At 39.7% G+C, this 22,933-nt stretch carries 19 protein-coding genes and 3 pseudogenes; 14 read left to right on the forward strand and 8 right to left on the reverse strand.

Features of this window, described 5'->3' with window-relative positions:
• Window positions 1–4: 4 nt before the first annotated feature.
• From P4S71_RS02205 to P4S71_RS02220, 4 genes are all read right to left on the reverse strand, one after another.
• Window positions 5–658, reverse strand: coding sequence for a hypothetical protein (locus P4S71_RS02205; RefSeq protein WP_337149962.1), 654 nt, complete (start codon window positions 656–658; stop codon window positions 5–7).
• 95 nt (window positions 659–753) lie between these two features.
• Window positions 754–1,125, reverse strand: a complete 372-nt coding sequence (locus tag P4S71_RS02210) for a hypothetical protein (protein WP_337149963.1) — start codon at window positions 1,123–1,125, stop codon at window positions 754–756.
• A 528-nt stretch (window positions 1,126–1,653) separates the two neighbouring features.
• Window positions 1,654–1,905 carry a Rho-binding antiterminator gene (locus P4S71_RS02215; RefSeq protein WP_337149964.1) on the reverse strand — a complete coding sequence of 84 codons (252 nt, stop codon included), beginning with the start codon at window positions 1,903–1,905 and terminating at the stop codon, window positions 1,654–1,656.
• Between the two features lie 10 nt (window positions 1,906–1,915).
• Entirely contained in the window at window positions 1,916–2,755 is an 840-nt protein-coding gene (locus P4S71_RS02220; RefSeq protein WP_337149965.1) for a DUF417 family protein, read from the reverse strand.
• A gap of 284 nt (window positions 2,756–3,039) precedes the next feature.
• Here P4S71_RS02220 and P4S71_RS02225 point away from each other — a divergent pair, with 284 nt between their 5' ends.
• Together P4S71_RS02225 and P4S71_RS02230 are read left to right on the forward strand one after the other, a co-directional pair.
• The gene (locus P4S71_RS02225) at window positions 3,040–4,506 is read left to right on the forward strand and encodes a DASS family sodium-coupled anion symporter (RefSeq protein ID WP_033038247.1); all 1,467 of its coding nucleotides are present in this window, start codon (window positions 3,040–3,042) and stop codon (window positions 4,504–4,506) included.
• A 97-nt stretch (window positions 4,507–4,603) separates the two neighbouring features.
• The gene (locus P4S71_RS02230; RefSeq protein WP_337149966.1) at window positions 4,604–5,038 is read left to right on the forward strand and encodes a GNAT family N-acetyltransferase; all 435 of its coding nucleotides are present in this window, start codon (window positions 4,604–4,606) and stop codon (window positions 5,036–5,038) included.
• Here P4S71_RS02230 and P4S71_RS02235 read toward each other — a convergent pair.
• The 3 genes from P4S71_RS02235 to P4S71_RS02245 all read right to left on the reverse strand — a co-directional run bounded on the left by P4S71_RS02235 (window position 5,025) and on the right by P4S71_RS02245 (window position 7,294).
• A complete protein-coding gene (locus P4S71_RS02235; RefSeq protein ID WP_337149967.1) occupies window positions 5,025–5,675 on the reverse strand; it encodes a trimeric intracellular cation channel family protein in 651 nt (216 codons plus the stop codon). The two genes, P4S71_RS02230 and P4S71_RS02235, sit on opposite strands and share 14 nt — an antisense overlap.
• 746 nt (window positions 5,676–6,421) lie before the next feature.
• A complete protein-coding gene (locus P4S71_RS02240) occupies window positions 6,422–7,018 on the reverse strand; it encodes an RDD family protein (protein WP_337149968.1) in 597 nt (198 codons plus the stop codon).
• Window positions 7,019–7,123: 105 nt separating this feature from the next.
• The gene (locus tag P4S71_RS02245; RefSeq protein ID WP_081824533.1) at window positions 7,124–7,294 is read right to left on the reverse strand and encodes an ATP-binding cassette domain-containing protein; all 171 of its coding nucleotides are present in this window, start codon (window positions 7,292–7,294) and stop codon (window positions 7,124–7,126) included.
• Between the two features lie 225 nt (window positions 7,295–7,519).
• Between P4S71_RS02245 and xdhA the strand changes: the two are divergent.
• The 8 genes and pseudogenes from xdhA to puuE all read left to right on the forward strand — a co-directional run bounded on the left by xdhA (window position 7,520) and on the right by puuE (window position 16,584).
• Window positions 7,520–9,018: pseudogene (gene xdhA / locus P4S71_RS02250) on the forward strand (xanthine dehydrogenase small subunit).
• Window positions 9,005–11,345, forward strand: a pseudogene (xdhB, locus tag P4S71_RS02255) (xanthine dehydrogenase molybdopterin binding subunit). Before xdhA ends, xdhB begins: the two co-directional pseudogenes overlap by 14 nt.
• Window positions 11,338–12,228: a xanthine dehydrogenase accessory protein XdhC gene (xdhC, locus tag P4S71_RS02260; protein WP_337149969.1), complete on the forward strand. Its 891-nt coding sequence runs from the start codon at window positions 11,338–11,340 to the stop codon at window positions 12,226–12,228. Before xdhB ends, xdhC begins: the two are co-directional and overlap by 8 nt.
• A complete protein-coding gene (uraD, locus tag P4S71_RS02265; RefSeq protein ID WP_337149970.1) occupies window positions 12,225–12,725 on the forward strand; it encodes a 2-oxo-4-hydroxy-4-carboxy-5-ureidoimidazoline decarboxylase in 501 nt (166 codons plus the stop codon). Before xdhC ends, uraD begins: the two co-directional genes overlap by 4 nt.
• On the forward strand, window positions 12,722–13,060 hold the full coding sequence (gene uraH, locus P4S71_RS02270; protein ID WP_024593716.1) for a hydroxyisourate hydrolase: 339 nt from the start codon (window positions 12,722–12,724) through the stop codon (window positions 13,058–13,060). The genes uraD and uraH overlap by 4 nt, the downstream gene beginning before the upstream one ends.
• 2 nt (window positions 13,061–13,062) lie before the next feature.
• On the forward strand, window positions 13,063–14,427 hold the full coding sequence (gene guaD, locus P4S71_RS02275; protein WP_337149971.1) for a guanine deaminase: 1,365 nt from the start codon (window positions 13,063–13,065) through the stop codon (window positions 14,425–14,427).
• Between the two features lie 5 nt (window positions 14,428–14,432).
• Window positions 14,433–15,644, forward strand: coding sequence for a urate hydroxylase PuuD (locus tag P4S71_RS02280; protein WP_337149972.1), 1,212 nt, complete (start codon window positions 14,433–14,435; stop codon window positions 15,642–15,644).
• A 1-nt stretch (window position 15,645) separates the two neighbouring features.
• A complete protein-coding gene (gene puuE / locus P4S71_RS02285; RefSeq protein WP_337149973.1) occupies window positions 15,646–16,584 on the forward strand; it encodes an allantoinase PuuE in 939 nt (312 codons plus the stop codon).
• Window positions 16,585–16,680: 96 nt separating this feature from the next.
• Here the strand turns inward: puuE and P4S71_RS02290 are convergent.
• A pseudogene (locus tag P4S71_RS02290) lies at window positions 16,681–19,184 on the reverse strand (S8 family serine peptidase).
• 580 nt (window positions 19,185–19,764) lie between these two features.
• Here P4S71_RS02290 and P4S71_RS02295 point away from each other — a divergent pair.
• The 4 genes from P4S71_RS02295 (at window position 19,765) to P4S71_RS02310 (ending at window position 22,890) form a co-directional block, all read left to right on the forward strand.
• Entirely contained in the window at window positions 19,765–21,267 is a 1,503-nt protein-coding gene (locus tag P4S71_RS02295; RefSeq protein ID WP_096794322.1) for a curlin, read from the forward strand.
• Between the two features lie 78 nt (window positions 21,268–21,345).
• On the forward strand, window positions 21,346–21,705 hold the full coding sequence (locus tag P4S71_RS02300; RefSeq protein ID WP_337150166.1) for a curli production assembly/transport protein CsgE: 360 nt from the start codon (window positions 21,346–21,348) through the stop codon (window positions 21,703–21,705).
• Complete coding sequence (locus tag P4S71_RS02305; protein ID WP_033015061.1) at window positions 21,695–22,117, forward strand: curli assembly protein CsgF; 423 nt, start codon at window positions 21,695–21,697, stop codon at window positions 22,115–22,117. Before P4S71_RS02300 ends, P4S71_RS02305 begins: the two co-directional genes overlap by 11 nt.
• On the forward strand, window positions 22,117–22,890 hold the full coding sequence (locus P4S71_RS02310; RefSeq protein WP_337149974.1) for a CsgG/HfaB family protein: 774 nt from the start codon (window positions 22,117–22,119) through the stop codon (window positions 22,888–22,890). Before P4S71_RS02305 ends, P4S71_RS02310 begins: the two co-directional genes overlap by 1 nt.
• Window positions 22,891–22,933: the final 43 nt, after the last annotated feature.

The raw sequence follows: 22,933 nt of genomic DNA on the forward strand, positions 1-22,933 counted from the left end.
AGAGCTAAAAATTACCGACCCTTACTTTGTTAATAACGTCCTCATTTGATTTGTTATATTTAGATTCATTGTTGTAGACAGTTGAGCCAAAATAAGTGCCTCCTGCAAATTTTATTGACCACCCTTTATATTCTTCTTTATTCCCTTTTATTTCAAATGCGCCAACTCTAGCGTGATTGGCTACATGAATCATACCGCGCCATTCAAGTTGATCATTCTCCATTTCATGACCGTAATTTTTAATTAACATGAGTTCTTTCGAGAATGATAAATTTGAAAATATTAAACTATATTTTAATTTTATTTCTTTGTTATTCAGATAAAATTTAGAGTCGTTATAACTTATCGTTTGCCATAGTCCGCGACTTGTTTTATGAGTAAAGCCATTTTCTTGATTAAAGTATTTTACTTCAATACCAAAATAAGATGGTTCAAAACCCTCTTCAATTAAATGATCTTTAGGAAATAAGACATAGTCAATTCTAACATTTACATTTTCAGATAAATGAATACCATTAACTTCTGGATAAATGTAAAAGTCTGCAGCTAACTTTTCATTGAACCAATTTTTTAACTCTGGTTCGCTTGTGAACCTTTCTGTTGTTTCACGTAATTTATTATATTTTTCTTTTTTTAAAAGAACTGTTTGATTAATCAAAGCTCGAATTGCTTTTTCTGAACCAAACTCATCTTTAATGTTTTCTATAAATTGAGCTAATTTATCATTAACCTCTTCAAATTTTTTTTGTTCAGCTAAAAAAGTTGATTGATAATCTGGAAAGCCATTAATAGTGTTAGTGATTCTTCGCTCTTCATCCCATAAAGAAGAAATCTCTTCGTACGCAATTCTATTTTTGATAGAACGTTCTTCTTCAATATTGGGATCAAATACTTCAGGTTGTTTACCATTAAGTATTTTAATAGCATCAATTTTTTTAGTGATCCTCCGCGCTGTTCACCACATTGGTTACACTGGTAAACATAATGAATACCACCACCAAATTCTCTTGTTTTTATTTCTTTGTGCATTTCACAATTGCAAGGTCCTGTAGCTCTCGCATTTTCCAAAGACTCTCTTTTATTTTTAATTTCTACGAGTTCTACAATGAGCAGATTAGCGTCCATATTCATCCTTTAGCTCTAACATCTTATTGAACACCACTCTGGGGGTTTATAACACCCCAAAACGGCGTATATTACATTGTTCAATAATTCCACTAAGTAACTTCAATGTAAACAAGTAATTAGGCATGTTATAAAAAGCCCTTTGTTATTTTGCACCAAAACGGTGTTTAATAATGTTATTGGACAAAATTAAAACAGCTGTTTATTTGAACAGCTGGCTATGTAAGTTAGCTTTATTTATGTAGCTACCTTTACAACCATAATTAACAAACGTACGGATACTAAGCGCTAGTTAAGGCTTATTGAGGCTTACTTATACTGGTTTAGCATTTTTTTACGCTTTAATAGCTGGCGTTTAGCCTTATTCGGTAAAAAACATTATTAAAAAATTAAGAGGAGTAATAGGAAAATTTTGGCTTTATGTATTTAGCACGTATGAGCTAAAGCATTAGTTAGATAAGCGAGCCTTAACATATTGAGGATACAGGCTCGTTGAGGTGTTTATGATAAAACGAATGAGTGAGGTGCTTACTTTACATCAAAGTTCACGTGGTCAAAGTATGGATTTTGTTCACGCGCTTTAAGTACGCTGATTGTAGTGAGCACTATGAGTTGCAGCTCGCTATTTACGTTAACAACTATGCATTCGTCTCTATTAGCATTGCGTTTTGTGTCAGTTGCCACGCCACATACATCATCACCATTTTTTAATATAAGCTCAATGCTTAAATGGTGCATACAGGCAATTTCGATGTAGTCGTATTGGCTGCAACTAATCATAACGTCCTCTTTATTTAGTCGGCTTAAAAATCATTAAAAAAGCAATAACAACAAGGTTGGCTATATACCACAAATCTTTAATTACAAATTGCCCTAAACGATCCAATAAAGTGGATGAACTAAATGCACCGGTTGCGGTAATTAAGAATGTTTGGGTCATCATAAATACGCTTAAACACGCTAAGCCACTTACAATAATTAGCTTTTTATTATTTAAAAATAGCCCTAAGCCCAATAACACAGCAAATAATACATCAAACCCGCCAATCACGTTAGACGCGCCTTGTACGCTAAATACCGTGTATAACCACGACATAAACGGTGAGGTTTCTACTAAACTTACAATGCCTTTTGCTTCAAATTCATAAAACTTCATGCCGCCAATCCACAATAAAACCATAGCAACCGGTATAAAGTTTAATAGTACGTGTTGTTTGTCGGTAAGTTTGTCTTTATAAAACAAAAATACATACAAAGGCACTACAGCAAAGTATTTAATTATGCCCTGCCCGCTACCAATGATTGGAAAGCCACCAAGTTGTGCCATCCAACGGTTACTGGCAAACAAGGTAAGTAATGCAACTAAACTTATAATTGCTGCAAGTAAAAGTGCTGGTGTAGGTTTCATTAGTTTAAGGCAAGCGAGCACGGTGGCAAACGCTAAGGCAATCATAAAGGAGCCACTAATTAAACCTAACGCAGATACAGACATTAGCGAGTCAACGCCATAAAAACTAAACGTAGCCGTTAACGTATTAGGGTTTGCTCCTAAAGCAAACGATAAGCCAAGTAACAAAAAGCTACTCGCTAATAAAAAAGTAATCACGTTGTTGGTTAATTTTAAGTTCATTGTATTTCCAAGTATTCGTTGAGGTTTATAAAGACCTTACGAACCTATAAAACAATTCAAGCTAACTCTTAATAATCATAGTTGATTAAGCACACTGTAAGCTCTTATCGGGTAATGTAATCAATCACTTTAGTTTATAGTTTATTTCCTCTTTATTAATAAAATTAAATAAGTCTAATATTCATATGATGTGCGTCATTTTTTTATTATTAAATGAAGTAGAATAACGTTGCCTTTTCAATACACAGAATGCATGCATTTCTATAACTTAGGGACATTTTTTAATGAAGGGTACTGATATTCGAGTTACCTCTGGACTGATTTCTATAGCCATTGTTTTACTACTTTGGTTTGCTGTACCGCCTCCGCAAGGTGTAACTGAAAACGCATGGCATTTGCTCGCTTTATTTATTGGTACTGTAGTTGCCATTATTGGTAAAGCAATGCCTATCGGCGCCATTGCTATTTTAGCTATTACTTCTGTTGCGTTAACCGGCGTAACTAATGACAGCCCATCTGGCGCTATTAAAGATGCATTAAGTGGCTTTTCTAATTCATTAATTTGGTTGATTGGTATTGCTATTATTATTTCTCGGGGTTTAGCTAAAACTGGTTTGGGAAATCGCATTGGCTATAATTTTATTTCTCTTTTTGGTAAAAAAACAGTTGGTATTGGCTATGCACTCGCACTTTCTGAACTTGTTATAGCACCTGTAACGCCAAGTAATACCGCGCGAGGCGGCGCTATTATTCACCCAATAATGAAGTCTATAGCAACAAGCTTTGGCTCATCCCCTGAGGAAGGCACATCTCGTAAAATTGGGCACTACCTTGCTTTAGTGAGCTACCATATAAACCCTATTACATCAGCTATGTTTATTACAGCGACTGCGCCAAACCCGCTAATTGTAAAACTTATTGCAGATGCTACTGGTGCAAATATCAGTATTACTTGGAGTACGTGGGCGCTCGCAGCGCTTGTTCCTGGTTTGCTATGTATTGCCCTTGTGCCTTTGGTTGTTTATGCCATTTACCCACCTGAAGTTAAAAGTACGCCCGACGCTAAAACCTACGCAGAATCTAAATTAACTGAAATGGGCCCAATGAGTTATGGCGAAAAAATAATGGTGGGTGTTTTTGCTATGCTGCTTGTTTTATGGGCCGGCGTACCTGCAATGATTTTAGGGGCTGACTACGCAGTTAATACAACCGCAGTGGCTTTTTTAGGTTTGTCGGTTTTATTAGTCACTGGTGTATTAAGCTGGGACGATGTACTTAAAGAAAAGTCTGCGTGGGATACCGTTGTTTGGTTTTCAGCATTAGTAATGATGGCCACTTTTTTAAATAAACTAGGTTTGGTAACGTGGTTTTCAACACTTGTTGAGAGCAACATTGCGCAACTGGGCTTTGACTGGATTGTATCGGCCATTATACTGGTAGCTGTGTATTTTTACGCTCATTACTTTTTTGCCAGTACCACAGCACATATTACTGCTATGTTTGCCGCATTTTACGCCGCAGGTTTGGCGCTTGGCGCTCCGCCTTTATTTTTAGGTTTACTGTTAGCTGGCGCTTCATCACTCATGATGTCGTTAACGCATTACGCAACAGGCACATCACCCATAGTGTTTGGCTCAGGCTATGTATCGTTAAAAGACTGGTGGGTAATGGGCCTTATAATGAGTGTTATTAATTTAAGTGTATGGGGAATTGTTGGCGGGCTTTGGTGGAAAGCACTTGGGTATTGGTAGTATTGCCTTTGTTAGTTTGGCTTGCACATTTAATACTGCGCACTTATTTTGATTCGTTCTACAAATATAAACATTGAGGCTGTTGCAAGGGAGCACTATGGTTTTTAAATTTATAAAGGCAGCATATTCAGACCGAGACTACTTATTAAGCCTCAGAAAGCTGACTATGGTCGAACACTTAGAAAATGCCGGGTTATTTTTAACAGATCAACAGCATGTTTTAAGGCTTGATGATCAATATGACTGCTCCCATCTTATAGTTATAAATGAGGTACCAATTGGTACTTTAAAATACCAAACGCACGCTCAACACGTTGAAATAATGCAATTACAAATACATCCATTGCACCAAAATAAAGGGTATGGGAAAGCGGTTATTGAACAAGTAATTACAAATGCGCAGTCAAAACCCATTAAACTCACCGTGCTTAAAAACAACCCAGCATTAGGACTTTATAAGCGGCTGGGTTTTACTATAACGGGTGAGGATAATTACGAGTACCACATGCAAACGCGGGCTATTCGTAGCTAAAATTAGTCGCTTTGATCTCTGAAGTCTTTTTTCTGAAAATAGTTAAATGCCAACCCCAATGCAAAGAGCCTAATCTTAAAAAGATAGTCGTGAAAAATGAGCCTAAAATACACCAAATGTAATCTACATTAAGGCTAAATAAAGCGGCATAAACTGCACCACCCGCTAAACACGCAGAGGCGTAAGGTTCGCTGCGCATAACAGTTGGCACCTCACGGCAAATTACGTCGCGTATTAAACCACCAAATATACCTGTAGTAATGCCCATGGTAATTGCGACCACCATGCCAGAGCCATTAATGAGTGCTTTTTCTATCCCCATAATATTAAATAGCGCCATACCCACAGCGTCTACCAATAAAAAGTAGTAGTTATTAACGCGCGGTAAGTATCGAATAAATACAACCGCAGCTATAACGGCCCCATAAGTCGAATATAAATACTGTGGGGTAGCAATCCAAAATACCGGTTTGTTTAAAAGTATATCTCTGAGGGTACCGCCCCCTAATGCTGTAACAGTTGCAACCACTACGACGCCAAAGCCACTAATGTTTTTTTCATACCCAAGCAATGCCCCTGCAACAGCAAAAAATGCAACACCGAGTAACCCTAGTACCATAAAGTATTCAGCAGTCATGGTAATTCCTTTTTAAAGTTTATTAGGAGTTGTATCAACTTACGTGCCAAGAAACTGAGTAAATATAAATAAACTCACAATTTAAGTGACTGAAATTTATAAGCTTAGTTCATTTATTAAAAAACGTTAGCTATGTGATATTTAGTGAAGGATTAACAAGAGTAATTATTTTAATTATGGGTAGTTTTTACACGTTAAAGTACAGAGGGATTTTGTTACAGAGTTGCAGTCGAGCACTTTTAAATTTTAAGCAAAAATTAAATGAACAATAAAGCTATTACCAATATTACAAAAATAATAGGCAATATTGCATGTTGCCAGTTTTGTTCTTTATTTTGATTATAGAGTGTTTGCATTGAGCTTTTATCATTATTGGTAAAACTATGCTGGCACTGCATACAGTTTTGGGCTTTTATGCTCACCCAAGTACCACATTTAATACATGCGTAACACCTCGACAGTTTATCAAACTCGTTTGTTTTCCTAAATATTCTCATTTATCACCTCATTGCTTTTCGCCGCAGTAAGAAACCCAATGAATAATATATATGTTGAGTAACAAATTAAAGAAGCCGCTAGTGCTAAAATTAGCTGTGTGTTGTTTTTCATAATCATCCTTGGTTACTAGTCAAAAAACAATCGGTAAGGTTTATTAATTATATTACCAATTTAGTGAAATACGCCATTTTGTAACTTTTGCTAATCAAACTTAAATCCGGGCAAAGTTGTCCTAATTAATATCTTGATTAATCTACATAACTCACTTTTGTTCCCGCTAAATGATCATGTAAACAGCGTTTATCTTTTCCAAATATAAATAATTGATTAACAAAACCAGCTATAAACTGACCTACCGAAGGGACAAGTGATAATAGTTGCATACAAAGCATGCGTTTAAAGTAAATTGTAGTAAAGCTTGCTTGTGTACCATCTAAATTTTCAATACGGATAGACATTAAAGATTTACCAATTGTTTGTCCGCGTTGGTACATGAGGTAACCATGAAGCACTAACGTGCTTAATATGCCATAACCTAGCAAACCTGCAGATAAAGTAAGTGTTGGTTGGCTTAAACTACCAAACCCTACGAGCATGAATACAGGTACAAAACAAACAACACCTAAAACGCCATCAACAATAGCAGCCACTAACCTATCTGAGCGCGTTGCTTTTTCTCCTGCTACTTTTGATACAACATTTACAGATGGGCTCTGCGCTTCTCGCGTTTTAATTAAGTTGTCTATTTCTTTTGCTCGATCTGGGTAGGCTTCGCGATCTATAGCTTTCGCTGATGAGTAAAGCTCATCTAAAGTGTAGGTAGAAAAATCAATTTGAGAGTCCATTTAAATCAAGTCCGCATTTTCATTTAATCGTAATTTAACACAATTAATTTAGGTTATTCAAATGTTTATGTGATTTTAATAACATACCATAACGTGTTGACGTTGTTATAACTCGAACCGCAAGCGTGCTGCTAAATCGCGCGTATCAGCAAGTTCTTTTATATTCATTATAAAAAACATGTCCCCTTGGTCAGGTTTAATCACACCATAAAGCATTTTCATTAATGTGTTTTTACCAGCACCATTTTCACCTTTGGACCCACATATTAAAAGCATCCACTTTACCTAGCTTTATTTTTAAGGCTACGCCGTTATTACCTACACCTCGACAATTTTGCCGCTTCGAATCACCAACTGACCAAGCGGTCAACAATGGCATAGTAACTGCAATAAGCTAACTAAAGATGAAAAAGTATTTTTGTTACCCGTGCGCAAACAACAAGAAAAAACATACGCCAAGCCTTTATGTATCAGGGCTTTATAAAAATTAAGGGGGTCTGTGTGATTCAATTTTTATTAAATAACACGCCAATTGAAGTACAAGAATATTCGCCAAGTCTCACCATTTTGGACTGGCTACGCACCAAAAAAGGGAAAGTGGGCACCAAAGAAGGGTGTGCAACTGGCGACTGTGGCGCGTGCACAATTTTAGTGGGTGAAGAGCGTATAAATGCAAACGGGCAAACTAGTTGGCAATACAAAACAATGAACAGCTGTTTATTGTTATTAGGTAATGCGCATGCAAAACATATAGTAACAGTAGAGGCTGTGACTACTGGCTTATACCCAAACTTAACCGATTTACACCCCGTACAACGTGCACTGGTAGAGTGCCATGGTTCGCAATGTGGTTTTTGCACGCCCGGTATAATAATGAGTTTGTTGGCTCTTTATATTAATGAGCCAACGTACCCTGGTAAAAAAGCGATTATTCATGCACTTGGCGGTAACTTATGCCGTTGTACAGGTTATAGCCCTATATTACTTGCAGCCGAAAAAGCCTATAGCTATGAACGCAAAGCTGAACCGTACTCAGCAATGGCCGTTCAATTTAAAGCATCACTTAATACGCAATATGATGACGATATTCCATTTTTAAAAAATGGTCCTCGCAAATTTTACTTACCACAAACTGCCCAGCAACTTGTTGAGCTAAAAGCGCTTTATCCTTATGCACATTTAGTTGCTGGTGGCACCGACTTTGCCATTGAGCTTAGCCAAAACATGCTCTTACCGGATGTAATTATTTCCCTTAGCCAAGTAAAGGATCTTTGCACCTTGGCAGATAATAACGGTGAGTTACACATTGGTGCAGCACTTCCTTATAGCCAATTTGTTGAAGTATTTTATAACCATTACCCAGAGTCAAAAGAGCTATTTGAACGCTTAGGATCAAGCCAAGTACGTAACAGCGGCACACTGGGTGGCAGCATAGGGAATGCCTCTCCTATTGGCGATCCAGCTCCCTTTTAATCGCTCTTAATGCATCAATGGATTTATTAAGCAGCGCAGGCACGCGCACTATTAAAGTTGCCGACTACTTTATTGATTACAAAAAAACGGTTCTTAAAAGCGATGAAGTAATTAGTAAGTTCACCATCCCAAAGCGCCCAGAGTCACTAAAACTGGCATGTCATAAAATATCAAAACGCTTTGAAGACGATATATCTACCGTTTGTTTGGTACTTGCTATAGAGCATTCACAAAACATGATTACTCAAGCCCGCTGCGCTATGGGCGGTATGGCAGCTATTCCTAAGCGCGCGCAGCATATTGAGCAAAAGCTGATATCTCAATCGTTACAAGTAAGTAGCTTTATAGACGCAGCAACGGCTATTAACGATGACTTTACACCTATGAGCGATGTAAGAAGCAGTGCGCATTATCGCACTACGGTAAGCAAAAACTTATTACAACGCATTGGTATTGAGTTTTGTGAGTCGCAAGCACGCAACAATAACAACATTGCCATTACGAGGATCTCACATGCGTCACTTTGAAATGGATAAACTAAAAGCGCAAGGTGGTAGCGTTGGACAGTCTAAATATCACGAAAGCGCTATTAAACAAGTTTGTGGCAGTGCAAATTTTGCCGACGATAACCCTGAGCCATACGGTTGCCTGCATGCTTACCCAGTGCTCGCCCCTGTTACAAGCGGCTTTATTAAATCAATAGATACAAGTCACGCACTGGCAGTTGAAGGCGTTAAACGTATTTTATCGGCCGAAGATGTACCGGGTAAATTAGATATTGGCCCAGTATTTCCTGGTGACGTATTACTCACTAACCATGAAATTCAATACCACGGACAACCTGTATTAATTGTCGTTGCCGACAGCTACACCATAGCACGTCGCGCGGCACGTTTAGTGGTTATAGAGTGCGAGCAAACCACACCCATACTCGATATTAAAGAAGCTATTAGCAAAGAGCATTGGGTAAGGCCGCCCCATTCACTTAACCGTGGTAACAGCGAAAACGCCATTAATAACGCAGCCCACCAGCTTAAAGGCGAAATAAACATAGGCGGGCAAGAACACTTTTACCTTGAGGGGCAAATAGCACTCGCTCAGCCAGATAACGACGGGGGGATTCATGTTCAATGCTCAACTCAGCACCCTACTGAGGTTCAGCACTTAGTTGCTAAAATTTTAAAAAAGCCATTTAGCTTTGTAAACGTAGAAACCCGCCGTATGGGCGGTGCTTTTGGCGGTAAAGAAACTCAAGGCGCACCATGGGCATGCCTTGCAGCCCTTGCGGTTTACCACCTTGGTTGCGCAGTAAAAATGCGCCTAGCCCGTAGCGACGATTTTAAATTAACCGGTAAGCGCCACCCTTTTTATAATCAATACCATGTTGGTTTTGACGAAAATGGTTTAATAGAAGGTGCCGACATTACCGTAAATGGGTTTTGTGGCTACTCGCCAGATTTATCTGATGCAATTGTAGACCGCGCCATGTTTCATGCCGATAACGCCTACTACTACCCAGCCGCCACAATTAAGGGTAATCGCTGTAAAGTGAATACCGTAAGCCATACCGCATTTAGAGGATTTGGTGGCCCGCAAGGAATGATTATGGGCGAGCTAATAATGGACGATATAGCAGCCAAATTAGGTAAAGATCCGCTTGAGATCCGAAAACTCAATTTATACAGAAAAGGCCGCGATACCACGCCGTATCATCAAACCGTAGAGCAACATATTTTAAAAGATATGATAAACCAGCTTGAAGAGTCAGGTGACTACTGGGCACGTAAAAATGCTATTAAAGCATTCAACGCATCGTCACCTATTATCAAAAAAGGCCTTGCAATGACGCCGGTAAAATACGGTATTTCGTTTACGGTACAACACTTAAATCAAGCTGGTGCATTAGTGCATGTATACAGCGATGGCTCAATACATTTAAACCATGGCGGCACCGAAATGGGCCAGGGGCTAAACACCAAAATTGCGCAAATTGTAGCTCATGGCTTTGGGGTCGATTTTAACGCGGTAAGTATTAGTGCTACGCGTACCGACAAGGTACCAAACACTTCACCAACAGCGGCCTCAAGCGGTACCGACTTAAACGGTATGGCGGCGCTAAATGCAGTAAACACAATAAAAGAGCGCTTAATAAATTTTATTACCGAGCACTTTGAAGTAGACAGCAACACTGTTGTATTTAAAGATAACCTCATTACTTTTAGTAAAGGGGAAATTAGCTTTAGCGAACTTGCAAATCTTGCTTACATGAATCGTATATCGCTTTCATCTACCGGTTATTACGCCACACCAAAAATTCATTACGATAGAGCCAAAGGTGAAGGCCGCCCATTTTTTTACTACGCTCACGGCGTAGCACTCAGCGAAGTAGAAGTAGATACCCTAACTGGCGAAAACACGGTAACCCGCGTTGATATACTGCACGATGTAGGCAGTTCAATTAATCCAGCTCTTGATATAGGCCAAATTGAAGGCGCCTTTGTGCAAGGTATGGGCTGGCTAACAACCGAAGACTTACAATGGAATGATAAAGGCCAGCTTGCAAGCTTTGGCCCAGCCAACTACAAAATACCAGCCATTGGCGATACCCCTGCCGAATTTAACGTCAATCTTTATAACTCAGCAAATCCAGAAACCACCGTGTTTGAGATCAAAAGCCGTAGGCGAGCCGCCATTTATGTTGGCCTTTAGTGTATGGAGCGCTATTCGTAATGCAATAAGCAGTGTGGCTGATTACAAATACACCGCCCCACTGGATACACCTGCAACCCCAGAGCGAGTATTGAGTGCAATTGAGCAAACCGCTAGCTGGTTTAAGGAGCATCAACATGACTAATTTAAATGAGTCGTTTCAGGGTTTTCATACACAAAATTGGGCGCAGGCTATAAACGAGCATGAACAAAGCGGCACTAACTATGTAATTGCCACGGTGCTTGGCACTAATGGCTCAACCCCACGCGGCACAGGCTCAAAAATGGTAATAAGCGGTGAGCATATTTACGACACTCTTGGCGGTGGTCACCTTGAATATGTAGTAATAGAAAAAGCCCGCGAACTACTTGCCAAAGGCGAAGCCGCCCAAGTAATAGAGCAATTTAACCTAGGTGCAAATTTAGGCCAGTGCTGCGGCGGCGCTGCCACCGTTATGCTTGAATGCATGCAATGCGAGCGCTTTACCCTCGACATTTATGGAGCAGGCCATGTAGCACAGGCGCTTGTTGGTATATTGGCACAGCTGCCTATGCGCATACGCTGGATAGATAGCCGCGCAGATGTATTCCCACAAGCTATTCCAACTAATGTAGTAAAAGTGATTGATGAAGAGCCAACAGAACAAGTAAAACGTGCGCCTAAAGCTAATAACTACTTAATACTTACCCATAACCACCAGCTCGACTTTGCACTCACCCAAGCCATTATTAAACGCGCTGATGCCAATTGGCTGGGCGTTATTGGCTCTGACACTAAAGCAAAACGTTTTAAGCAACGCCTAGCCCATCGCGATTTTACAGCCGATCAAATACAGCAAATGACCTGCCCTGTTGGGCTTAAAAACATTACGGGCAAATTGCCAATGGAAGTGGCTATTTCGATTAGTGGGCAGCTAATTGGCCTTTATCAGGCTATGCAAACCCAAGCGCCAAAACGCCAAGGCTTGCAATGGCGTACACTAAAAAATGCCTTAATTAGCAGCACGCAGGAGGAAGTAGACGCATGAGCAGTTTACAAATAAATACGCTAAATGATGCACAAGCAAAACAAGCACTTGAGCATTGCTGCGCGGCCCCTAACTGGGTGACTGGCATGGTAAAAGCAATGCCATTTAAAAGTGCTCAACAGCTGTTTGAATGCGCACAAAGCACATGGGATAGCCTTGGCGAAAGCGACTATTTAGCTGCCTTTGAAGGCCACCCGCAAATAGGCGACTTATCAACCCTTAGCAAAAAATACGCTGCTACCGCACAAAAAGCGGGGCATGAGCAATCAGGTATGAGCAAAGCAAACGAAGCCGTACTTATCAAAATGATTGCCCTTAATAAAGAGTACCTGAACAAGTTTGGCTTTATTTTTATTGTGTGCGCCACCGGTAAAACGGCCGAACAAATGCTCGAACTCATAGAGCAGCGCATACACAACACCCGCAGCACAGAGCTTGCTATAGCGGCGGGCGAACAAGCCAAAATAACAAAAATAAGATTGGAGTCACTGCTATGAACAAAAGCCCTATTACCACCCATATACTCGATACCAGCACCGGAAAACCAGCAGCAAACGTTGCTGTTAAGCTATTTAAACTTACAAATAACGAATGGGTACAACTAACCCAAGGCACAACCGATACCGATGGGCGAATTACCGACTGGCTAAATACAGAAGTAGAATTTGCAACCTATAAGCTAGTATTTGATTTAGATAGCTACTACCAAAATCAACCTACCCCTGCGTTTTACCCAGAGGCGCAAATAACGTTTAGATTACAAGATACTAAACATCATCATATCCCATTGTTGCTTAGCCCGTTTGGCTACTCTACATACAGAGGTAGCTAACTATGAGCACACAAAACAATAATGACTTAACAGTAGTTTGTGCCGATATACTCGACTTTGTTGACGACCCTGCCATTGCTGGCGAAAACGCTCACCGTTTTTTTGAAAAAGGCGCATTAGTTATTAAGCACGGCAAAGTAGTTAAACTTGGTTACGAGCAAGACATACTGCCAGCAATTGATAAATCAGCGCGTGTTATCCGCCACGATGGCAAACTCGTTATGCCTGGTATGATTGACACCCACATACACTTACCACAAACCGAAATGGTGGGTGCGTACGGCGAGCAACTGCTAAGTTGGCTCACCGAATACGCGTTTCCGACAGAGAAAAAGTTCACGTGTAAGCATTATTCAAAAGAGATATCTAACCGCTTTTTAGACGAGCTGCTGCGCAATGGCACAACCACTGCCCTTGTATTTGGCACAGTGCATCCGCAATCGGTTGATGCGTTTTTTAAAGAATCACAAAAACGCAATTTACGCATGATTGCCGGTAAAGTAATGATGGATCGTAACTGCCCAGACGACTTATCTGATTGCGCGCAAACAAGTTATGACGAATCTAAAGCACTCATCGAAAAATGGCACAATGTTGATAGGTTAAGCTACGCAGTTACACCGCGTTTTGCTCCTACATCAACCCCTGAGCAACTTCAAAAATGTACTCAGTTGCTTGAAGAATACCCAGACACCTACCTGCATACACACTTATCTGAAAACAAAGACGAGTGCGAATGGGTAAAAGAGTTATTCCCAGAGTTTGATGATTACTTAGGCGTGTACGAGCAAGCAAAAATGGTACGTAAACGCTCAGTATTTGCCCATAGTATTCATTTATCTGAGCGCGAGCTTTGCTGCCTTGCAGATAACAATGCGGCAATATCGCACTGCCCTACCTCAAACCTATTTTTAGGATCAGGACTTTTAAATTTAAAAGCCTGTGAAGAGCATGGCATAAACGTAGGCATGGGTACCGATGTAGGCGCAGGAACAAGCTTTTCTATGTTACAAACAGGTAACGAAGCGTACAAAATTCAGCAATTACAAGGCCAACGTTTTTCAGCATTTAAAGGCCTGTATTTAGCAACTCTCGGCGGTGCCAGAGCACTTGATTTAGAAGGGACAATTGGTAATTTTGAAGCCGGTTGTGAGGCCGATTTTATTGTGATGGATTGTTCAGCAACTTCATTTTTAAAATTTAGAATACAACATGCCAAAACCCTGCATGAAAAACTATTTGCAATGATGATGTTAGGCGACGACCGCTGCGTTGAGCAAACCTACATTATGGGTAAAAGTGTGTATAAGCGCGATGATAACAATCAATTTTCAGACACCCGCTCACCGGTATTAGAAGAGGCTTAACCGTTATGGAAAACTATTTATTTGAGCTTGCTCATTTAGTACTGCGTTATTTTCATGTTATTGCTGGTATAGCATGGATTGGCGCTTCATTTTATTTTGCATGGCTTGATAACAACCTACAAACACCACCGCAGTGGAAAATAGATAAAGGCATAAAAGGCGATTTATGGGCCGTGCATGGTGGTGGCTTTTACGAAGTGGCTAAGTATCAAAATGGCCCTGAACAAATGCCTCACACCCTGCATTGGTTTAAGTGGGAAGCCTACACAACGTGGATCACCGGTATATTGTTATTTAGCTTACTTTATTATGTTGGCGCCGATGTTTACTTAATTGATAACAGTAAAAGTGAGCTAAGTAAATTTGCCGCTATTGGCGCATCACTTGGTTTTATTGGCTTAGGCTATGGTGTTTATCGTTTATTGTGTAAAAGCCCACTGGTTGAAAACGGCAAAGTGTTTATTGCTGTCGTTATTGGTTTATTAGCTCTGTGGACTTTTGGGGTTGATCAATTATTTAGCGACCGCGCTGTTTATATTCATGTAGGTGCACTTATTGGCACGTGTATGGTGGGTAATGTGTATCATATTATTATGCCAGGCCAACGCTATATGGTGAGTGAAGTAGAAGCGGGTATAATCCCTGATTCAGCGCCAGGTTTAAAGGCAAAGCTGTGTTCTATTCATAATAACTACGCCACGTTACCTGTGGTATTTATTATGCTTAGCAATCACTTTCCTTACACGTATAGCCACAACTTTGGCTGGCTTATTTTAATTGTGCTGTTTGGTATTGGTATGTGGATACGCCATTACTTTAACTTAAAGCACCAAGGCATTAATAAACCCTCGGTACTTGTAAGTGGTATTGCCGCCTTTTTTGCCCTTATGCTCGCCATAGCACCTTGGCCCAGTACACCAACAAATGCAGGCGAAAGCGCGCCTTTACAAGCAAGTATTACCGACGCACAAGCGTGGGATATAATCAGTAAACACTGTACTGGGTGCCACAGCGAAACACCTACATCAAAGCTTTTTCAAACAGCACCGCTTGGCTTTAAACTCGACTCTATTAGTGATGTAAAAAAGGCCAGCACGCTTATTCATACCCGCGCGGTTATTACCAAAGACATGCCATTAGCTAATATGACCAAGATGACAGACACAGAGCGCGAAACGCTCGGGTCTTGGCTCACAGCACTTAAAAAGGAGCAATAAAATGAGTGAGCAATTTAAAAACTACCCGCGCGATTTAATTGGTTATGGCCCTGATGTACCCCATGCAAATTGGCCCAATAAAGCACGTATTGCCGTGCAAGTTGTATTAAATTACGAAGAAGGCGGCGAAAACTGCGTGCTGCATGGTGATGCAGCCGCTGAAACGTTTTTATCAGAAATAGTCACTGCCCCGCATGTTGAAGACCGCCATATAAGCATGGAGTCTATTTACGAATATGGCTCACGCGCGGGCGTGTGGAGGCTACTGCGTTTATTTAAAAAATACGATATACCGGTCACCATTTTTGCAGTGGCGATGGCCCTTGAGCGCCACCCCGATGTAGCTAAAGCCTTTGTTAAAGCGGGCCACGAGATTGCAAGCCATGGCCTGCGCTGGATTAATTATCAAAATATAGATAAACAAACCGAGCGCGAGCATATGCAACAAGCCATTGATGTAATTAAAAAGCTCACAGGTAAAAAGCCCAAAGGCTGGTATACCGGCCGAACTAGCCCAAATACCGCAGCACTTGTAGTTGAAAATGGTAATTTTTTATATGATGCCGACGATTACAGCGACGACCTACCTTTTTACAGTATTAAAGAAGGTAAACCACAGTTAATAGTGCCCTACACGCTTGATGTAAACGACATGCGCTTTGCCGCCGTGCAGGGTTTTAACGCAGGCGATCAATTTTATAATTATTTAAAAGATGCATTCGATACACTATACGAGGAAGGCGATCCAGAAGGTGAAAACGCCCCTAAAATGATGTCGATAGGTTTGCATTGCCGCTTAATTGGCAGACCAGGAAGAATAAAAGCATTAGCACGGTTTTTAGAATATGCCCGATCGCATGATCAGGTTTGGTTTGCCACGCGTGAGCAAGTAGCCGAGCACTGGCTTAAAACCCATCCGTATAAAAAATCGTCGCTCTAATCCATTCAAAATAAACTCTAATTACTTATTACCCTCATCGTAAACATAAAAAAGCCCAGCTTTGCTGGGCTTAAATTACTTTAGATGTAGTAAAGTTTATTCAAAAGAAACGGTGATGATATTCGAACACACATTTTCTGTTACACATAATTGGTAATCGTACGATGGTAACGTAGCTCCACGCACGTAATCACGGTAACGACCGTTATCTGAAACGGTATCAACTAACTCGCCATTACGGTAAACGCTTAATGACTCTGCACCCACTTCTTCCCAGCTAAGTTCTACACGCATCGTACCTAAACGTGTTTTGTTAGCGCGTTTTAAGTTCAGCTCAAGGGTCACGTCACTTACAACAACCGTTTGAGTAAATGAATCAGTATTACCTTCACTATCTGTAACCGTTAACTCTACATCGTAACTACCTGATTGGGCATAGGCATGTACTGGTCTTGAGTCAGTTGATGTTGCACCATCACCAAAGTTCCAGCTCCACTGTGTTATATCATTATTAGCATCACTGCTTGTGTCTACAAATGCAGCGGTTAACCCTTGTGTATCAACAGTGAAACTAGCAACAGGTGGTTGTGCACCTACTTCACCAATAGCACTGAACGTAAGTGACCAACTATTAATATTACCTGTATCTATACCTGCCGTATCGACAACATTTAACGTCCAATCACCGGTTCCTACTTCGCCATTAAATACACTTGATGTAAACGTTTTAACAATATCGTCTTCGCTACCACCTTGATTACTTTGTAGAGTGACTTCAGAGCCTTGCGGTGAAATAAGTGTAAGTACTAAATCGCCAGACCACGTATGTATGATATTTACATCTGCTGAAGTACCAAAAATAGTTAAATCATCAGCAACTGTGATAACCGAATTAACGCCTAATGGATCGTTATCAGGGATCGGTAGATTTTCTTCATTACTATACGTAAAGTCATTTAAACCAGCAGGTTGTAACATTAAACTTACTGTTTTTTCTTTAACAATATCATCTGATGTTGCTGTAACAGTAAACTCATAATCACCCCATGGCGTATTTTCATCGGTCTCAACACTAAGCTGTACTGTTTCGCCTGGACGTGCTGTTAATGCAGATAAATATGCACCACCAAGACTAGATGTTAAATCAAGTGTTACTTCACCATCCCACTGTGCAATAGAACCTATTTCAAATGTATACGATGCAGTTTCGCCTACTGTTTTTTGCTGTGATACAGGTGTCACAGACATTATAAAACTCGGGGTTGGGTCTGCATCAAGTAATGCTTGGTTTGCATTGAGTCGAGTGCCAGCAACCGTTTTACCTTGTAATGCAGTATTTACATCACCACTGCTCATCAATAACTGTTTAAGTTCTGTGGTTGTTAAATCTGGGTTGATTGACAACACAAGTGCAGCAACACCTGCAACATGAGGTGTTGCCATTGAAGTCCCTGAGTAAGTAGCATAACCGTTACCAGGGACTGTTGATAAAATAGCACTACCAGGTGCCCCCATATCAACACTGGTTAAACCCCATTGTGAGAAGTCAGATAAATTATCGCTGCTATCAGTGCTCGCAATAGAAAAAACACTCTCGTGTTCATAGCTTGATGGGTAATGCGGGTTTGCATCATTATCAACTGCATCATTACCGGCAGCGGCAACAAATAAAATGTCAGCTTGCTCACTTACTGTAATTGCATCAGCTAAAGCTTGGCTAAAACCACCACCACCCCAACTATTGTTTAGAACACGTAAATTAACACCTGAATTTTTAAGGTTAACCATATAGTCAATACACTTAATTGCATCTGATGTTGAGCCATTACCAGCCGCATCTAAAAACTTACAACCAACAATAGATACTTCTTGGTTTACACCTACAATACCCGTTGAATTGTTACCGCTTGCACCGATTGTGCCTGACACATGAGAACCATGTCCTTGGTCATCCATTGGGTCGCCAGCATCTGTAATCGCGTTAATACCATGAATGTCATCAATATAACCATTGCCGTCATTATCAATACCATCACCAGCAATTTCGCCCGTATTAACCCATGCGTTATCAACTAAATCGGGATGACTATAATCAACACCTGTATCAATAACACCCACTACAACATCGCGGCTACCGATAGAAATGTCCCACGCTTCAGGTGCATCAATATCGGCATCTGTAACACCACCTGTTTGGCCCTCATTATTTAAACCCCATAGTTCATCAAAACGAGGATCATTAGGAGAGCTTGTAGCAATACTCACTCGGTAATCTGGCTCTACATATTCAATAGCTTGATTTGACTTCAAACGCTCAATAGCTTCTTTGGTACTCATACCAGAGACTTTAAACTTAGCTAAACGGCCCGAAAATAATGACGTAAAGTTATCATCAACCTCATCATTATTTAAATCCGATATTTTAGCTTTAACCATAGCGCGTACTTGTTTACGCATTTGTGGCGTTGTATTTTTTTATATTTAACAATTATAGAGTCACTACTTGCAGTAACTTGTTGCAGTACACCTGCATCAGGTAACTTTGCAGAAGCTAAACAAGGTAGTAGCGCGAGCGTAATAATAGATAATTTTGTTTTCATTGTTCTATCCATAGTAGGGAAGGCTTAGAAACACTAAGCAAGTTTTTCACTACTTCAAGTACAAGGGATCACATGGCAAGATATAAGCAAACAACCAAACACCAAATTAAACAAGTAATAAAGATTAAAAATAACAAAAAACCATTATTTTTAACTAGAATTGGCAAAAAAAACACCTAATACAGTCATTATAATGAATTTATTACACTTATCTCTACCCAATATAGGGTCATGTTTTTTTACTGCTTTTTTCGAATAAAATCTAAAAAAGCAAGGTTATAAGCTTAACCATTTGAAATATAAAATAAAAAAATTGGTAAAAAATGATGATTTAAGAAATTCATATTGAGGAATACAGTTAGTACTTGATTATGAATTTAAGCTTAAACTTTGTCAGTGTTAGCTTTATGACAAGACTCGTTCTTACTCAATAATCATATATTTCGCTTCACTCACTTACATAAGTAACTAAAGCGGATCACAAAACATTATATCGGCACGGCATGCTGAGACAGCAAATACCTTATTAAAACCTATAACATTTAAGGTGTTTGATTTTATCATTTCAAGGAGAAAAATAATGAAGTTGAACAAATCAATTCTAAGCTGCGCGGTTGCAATTGCAATGAGTACTAGCTTTGCCTCATATGCTGAAACAGGTAATAAATCAGTATCTAGCTCTGAACTTAACACCAAGGTATCTATTGCAAGTACAGCTAATTCAATGACACTTGCTCAAACATTGAATAATAATACGGCATTGTTAATACAAAATGGCGATAGCAATACCATGCTTGTCACAACAACAGGCAATAATAACGATACAGAAGTAACCCAAGCACAGTTTGGTAACTATGCTGAAGTAACTACAATTGGTGATAGCAACTCACAAGCATACGCTCAAGATGGTACTGCGAATGGATTAATAACCGAAGTTACTGGTAATAATAACCTCTTACTTGTAACACAGGTTGGCCAAGGTGTTTTGGTCAATAACGAAGCTATAAATACAGTAACTGGTGATGACAACTTGATTGAAGTAGAACAAGGCACTGGCGGTCATTGGTTCTACAACATGGATATGCAAGGTAATGGCAACGAAATAACTTCGCTGCAAACGGGTGAATGGCATGAAGCTGAAATAACAATGCTCACTGGCGATCAAAATACACTCGATTTAGAGCAAGCAGGTTACTGGAACACCTTTAAAGTCAGTTCTTTACAAGGTAACGACAACGAGCTTGATATTGAGCAAGATGGTGATCGTAATGCGGTAACACTCAGTGCTATTTCTGGCGACGCTAACGAGTTTTCCATTGAACAAGATGGCAATACAAATGCTGTAACATTTGCAGCGGTTGTGGGTAATGATAACGAAATAGACATTGACCAAGAAGGCAGTAACAACACCGCAGACTCAGCGTTATTTGAAGGTCAAAACAATGAAGTAACCATTACTCAAGTAGATACATACAACACTGCTACCGCTGAACTTATTGGTGATAATAATGAGCTAACAAGTAATCAAAATGGTTTGTTCAATGACGCTTACATGGGCGTGTTAGGTTCTGATAATGAATTTACGATTGATCAGGTAGGTGAATTTAACTCAGCACATTTAGTTAACTTCAATGGCTCTGATAACGACATAAATCTAACACAAACAGGCCAAGATAATACCGCTGTTGTGGAGTCATCCTACCCAGACACTTCACTTACTTCAAACGATAACGATATTGATATTGTTCAAGATGGTGCTCTAAATGAAACAATGCTAACACTTGCTGGCATTTTAGACAGTAACGGTAGTCAAATTGATATTGCTCAAACTGGCGAAATGAATGTTATTGATTTAATGGTTGAAGGCAATGACCACAGCATTGATATTTCACAACAAGGTGAAAATAACTGGGTTGGCGGAACAGAGCAATCAGCCTTTTTAGTTGGCGGTGAAAACGTATCATTTAGCGTAACTCAGTTGGGTAACGATAATATTGTTGAAGGCGCTGTCATTGGCTTTAACAGTACAGTATCTGTTACTCAAATGGGTGATGGTAATACGGCAACAATTACACAAATGTAATTGCAAAGGTTGGGGAGAGTAACTCTCCCTTTTAATTATGAACAATAAAAAAATAGCTTCGCTGGTTTCTTATTCGTAATTTCATTATCTTTTAGCACTGCAGGTTATGCAGCTGATGAGTTGGAAATAGACGGTTTATTACTCGATAGAAGCATTAGTCGCTTTGGTCATCAATTTTATTACGAGTTCTCAAATTACTGGCGAGATTTACCCTCAACTACAGGGTTTAATATTGAAATTAAAGAAACAGTAATCCCAAAAGCAGGCACTAAACTTTCTTTAATAATGAACAATAGACTGGTGTATGCAACATACTTAGGCCGAAGGTTAGAGCCATTAGATGAACGTGTTGAACAAGCCGTGTATACCGTAATTGATGCAATGGCTCGTGAAAATATGGCAGTGTCGTCTCCCGATATGGCCATAAATGGATGGTAAAATGAGAATAATAATATTTATAATAACAACATTAAGCTTTTCAGCCGCCGCGACTGAAATAATTTATACCCCAATTAACCCAAGCTTTGGCGGTAATCCTCTCAATGCGAATATGCTACTTAGCAAAGCACAAGCTCAAAATAAACATAAAGCGCCAGTAATAGAAAAAAGTTACACCGAGCAATTTCAAGATTCTTTAGAACGCACTTACTTAAATCGAATGGTAAGAGAAATAACAGATATGGCGTTTGGTGAAAACATAGACGACAGTATTTTCAATCAAGATTCCATATTTATGAGTGGCGATTACCAAATAGAAGTTATAACCAGTACCACAGATAGCATTACCGTAAGAATAACAAATATAATTGATGACACCGTGGTGATCATTGAAGTACCGAGGTTTGGATAATGTATAAACTACTTATAACAATTGTAGTTCTTAGCGTAACGGGCTGCGCAAGTTTGGGAAATTTAATACCACCACAGCAGCAGCAAGCAATGAGCTTAGAACCAACAGAAATTTTTTCTGATTTAAAAAACCTACCCAAACCCATGGGTAGTATTCCTGTTTCAGTTTATTCATTTAGAGATCAAACAGGCCAATATAAACCGCAAACAAATGTGAGTTCATTTTCTACCGCTGTAACTCAGGGGGCTAATTCAATACTAATACAAGCCTTACATGAGTCGGATTGGTTTACACCGGTTGAACGTGAGGGTCTGCAAAATATACTAACAGAGCGAAAAATCATTCGGGCGGCTCAATCAGATAATCCAAATCAACCAGATTTACCCCCATTAACAACCGCCAAAATAATTTTAGAAGGCGGTATTATTAGCTACGACACCAATGTAAAAACAGGTGGTTTAGGTATGGAATACTTTGGAATAGGCGCATCAGAGCTTTACCGTGAAGATGCTATTTCAATATACTTACGTGCTGTTGATGTACGAACAGGGCAAGTATTACTATCGGTAGCAACCAGCAAAAAAGTACTGAGCCAAGAAATGCGTGCCGGATTTTTTAGGTACGTAAGTTACAAACGATTAGCTGAAGCAGAAGCTGGCTTTAGTGATAACGAACCTATGAGTATTTGTGTTACCCAAGCAATAGAAAAAGCACTTACAGACCTAATAACAAAGGGCATTGATAAAGGGTTATGGGCCAAAAAAGTAAGTTAATAATTAAGATAAATAAGGCTACTTTTAAGTCGCCTTATTTATA

The sequence above is a fragment of the Pseudoalteromonas sp. B62 genome (genome assembly GCF_037162565.1).
Lineage (GTDB): Bacteria > Pseudomonadota > Gammaproteobacteria > Enterobacterales > Alteromonadaceae > Pseudoalteromonas > Pseudoalteromonas fuliginea.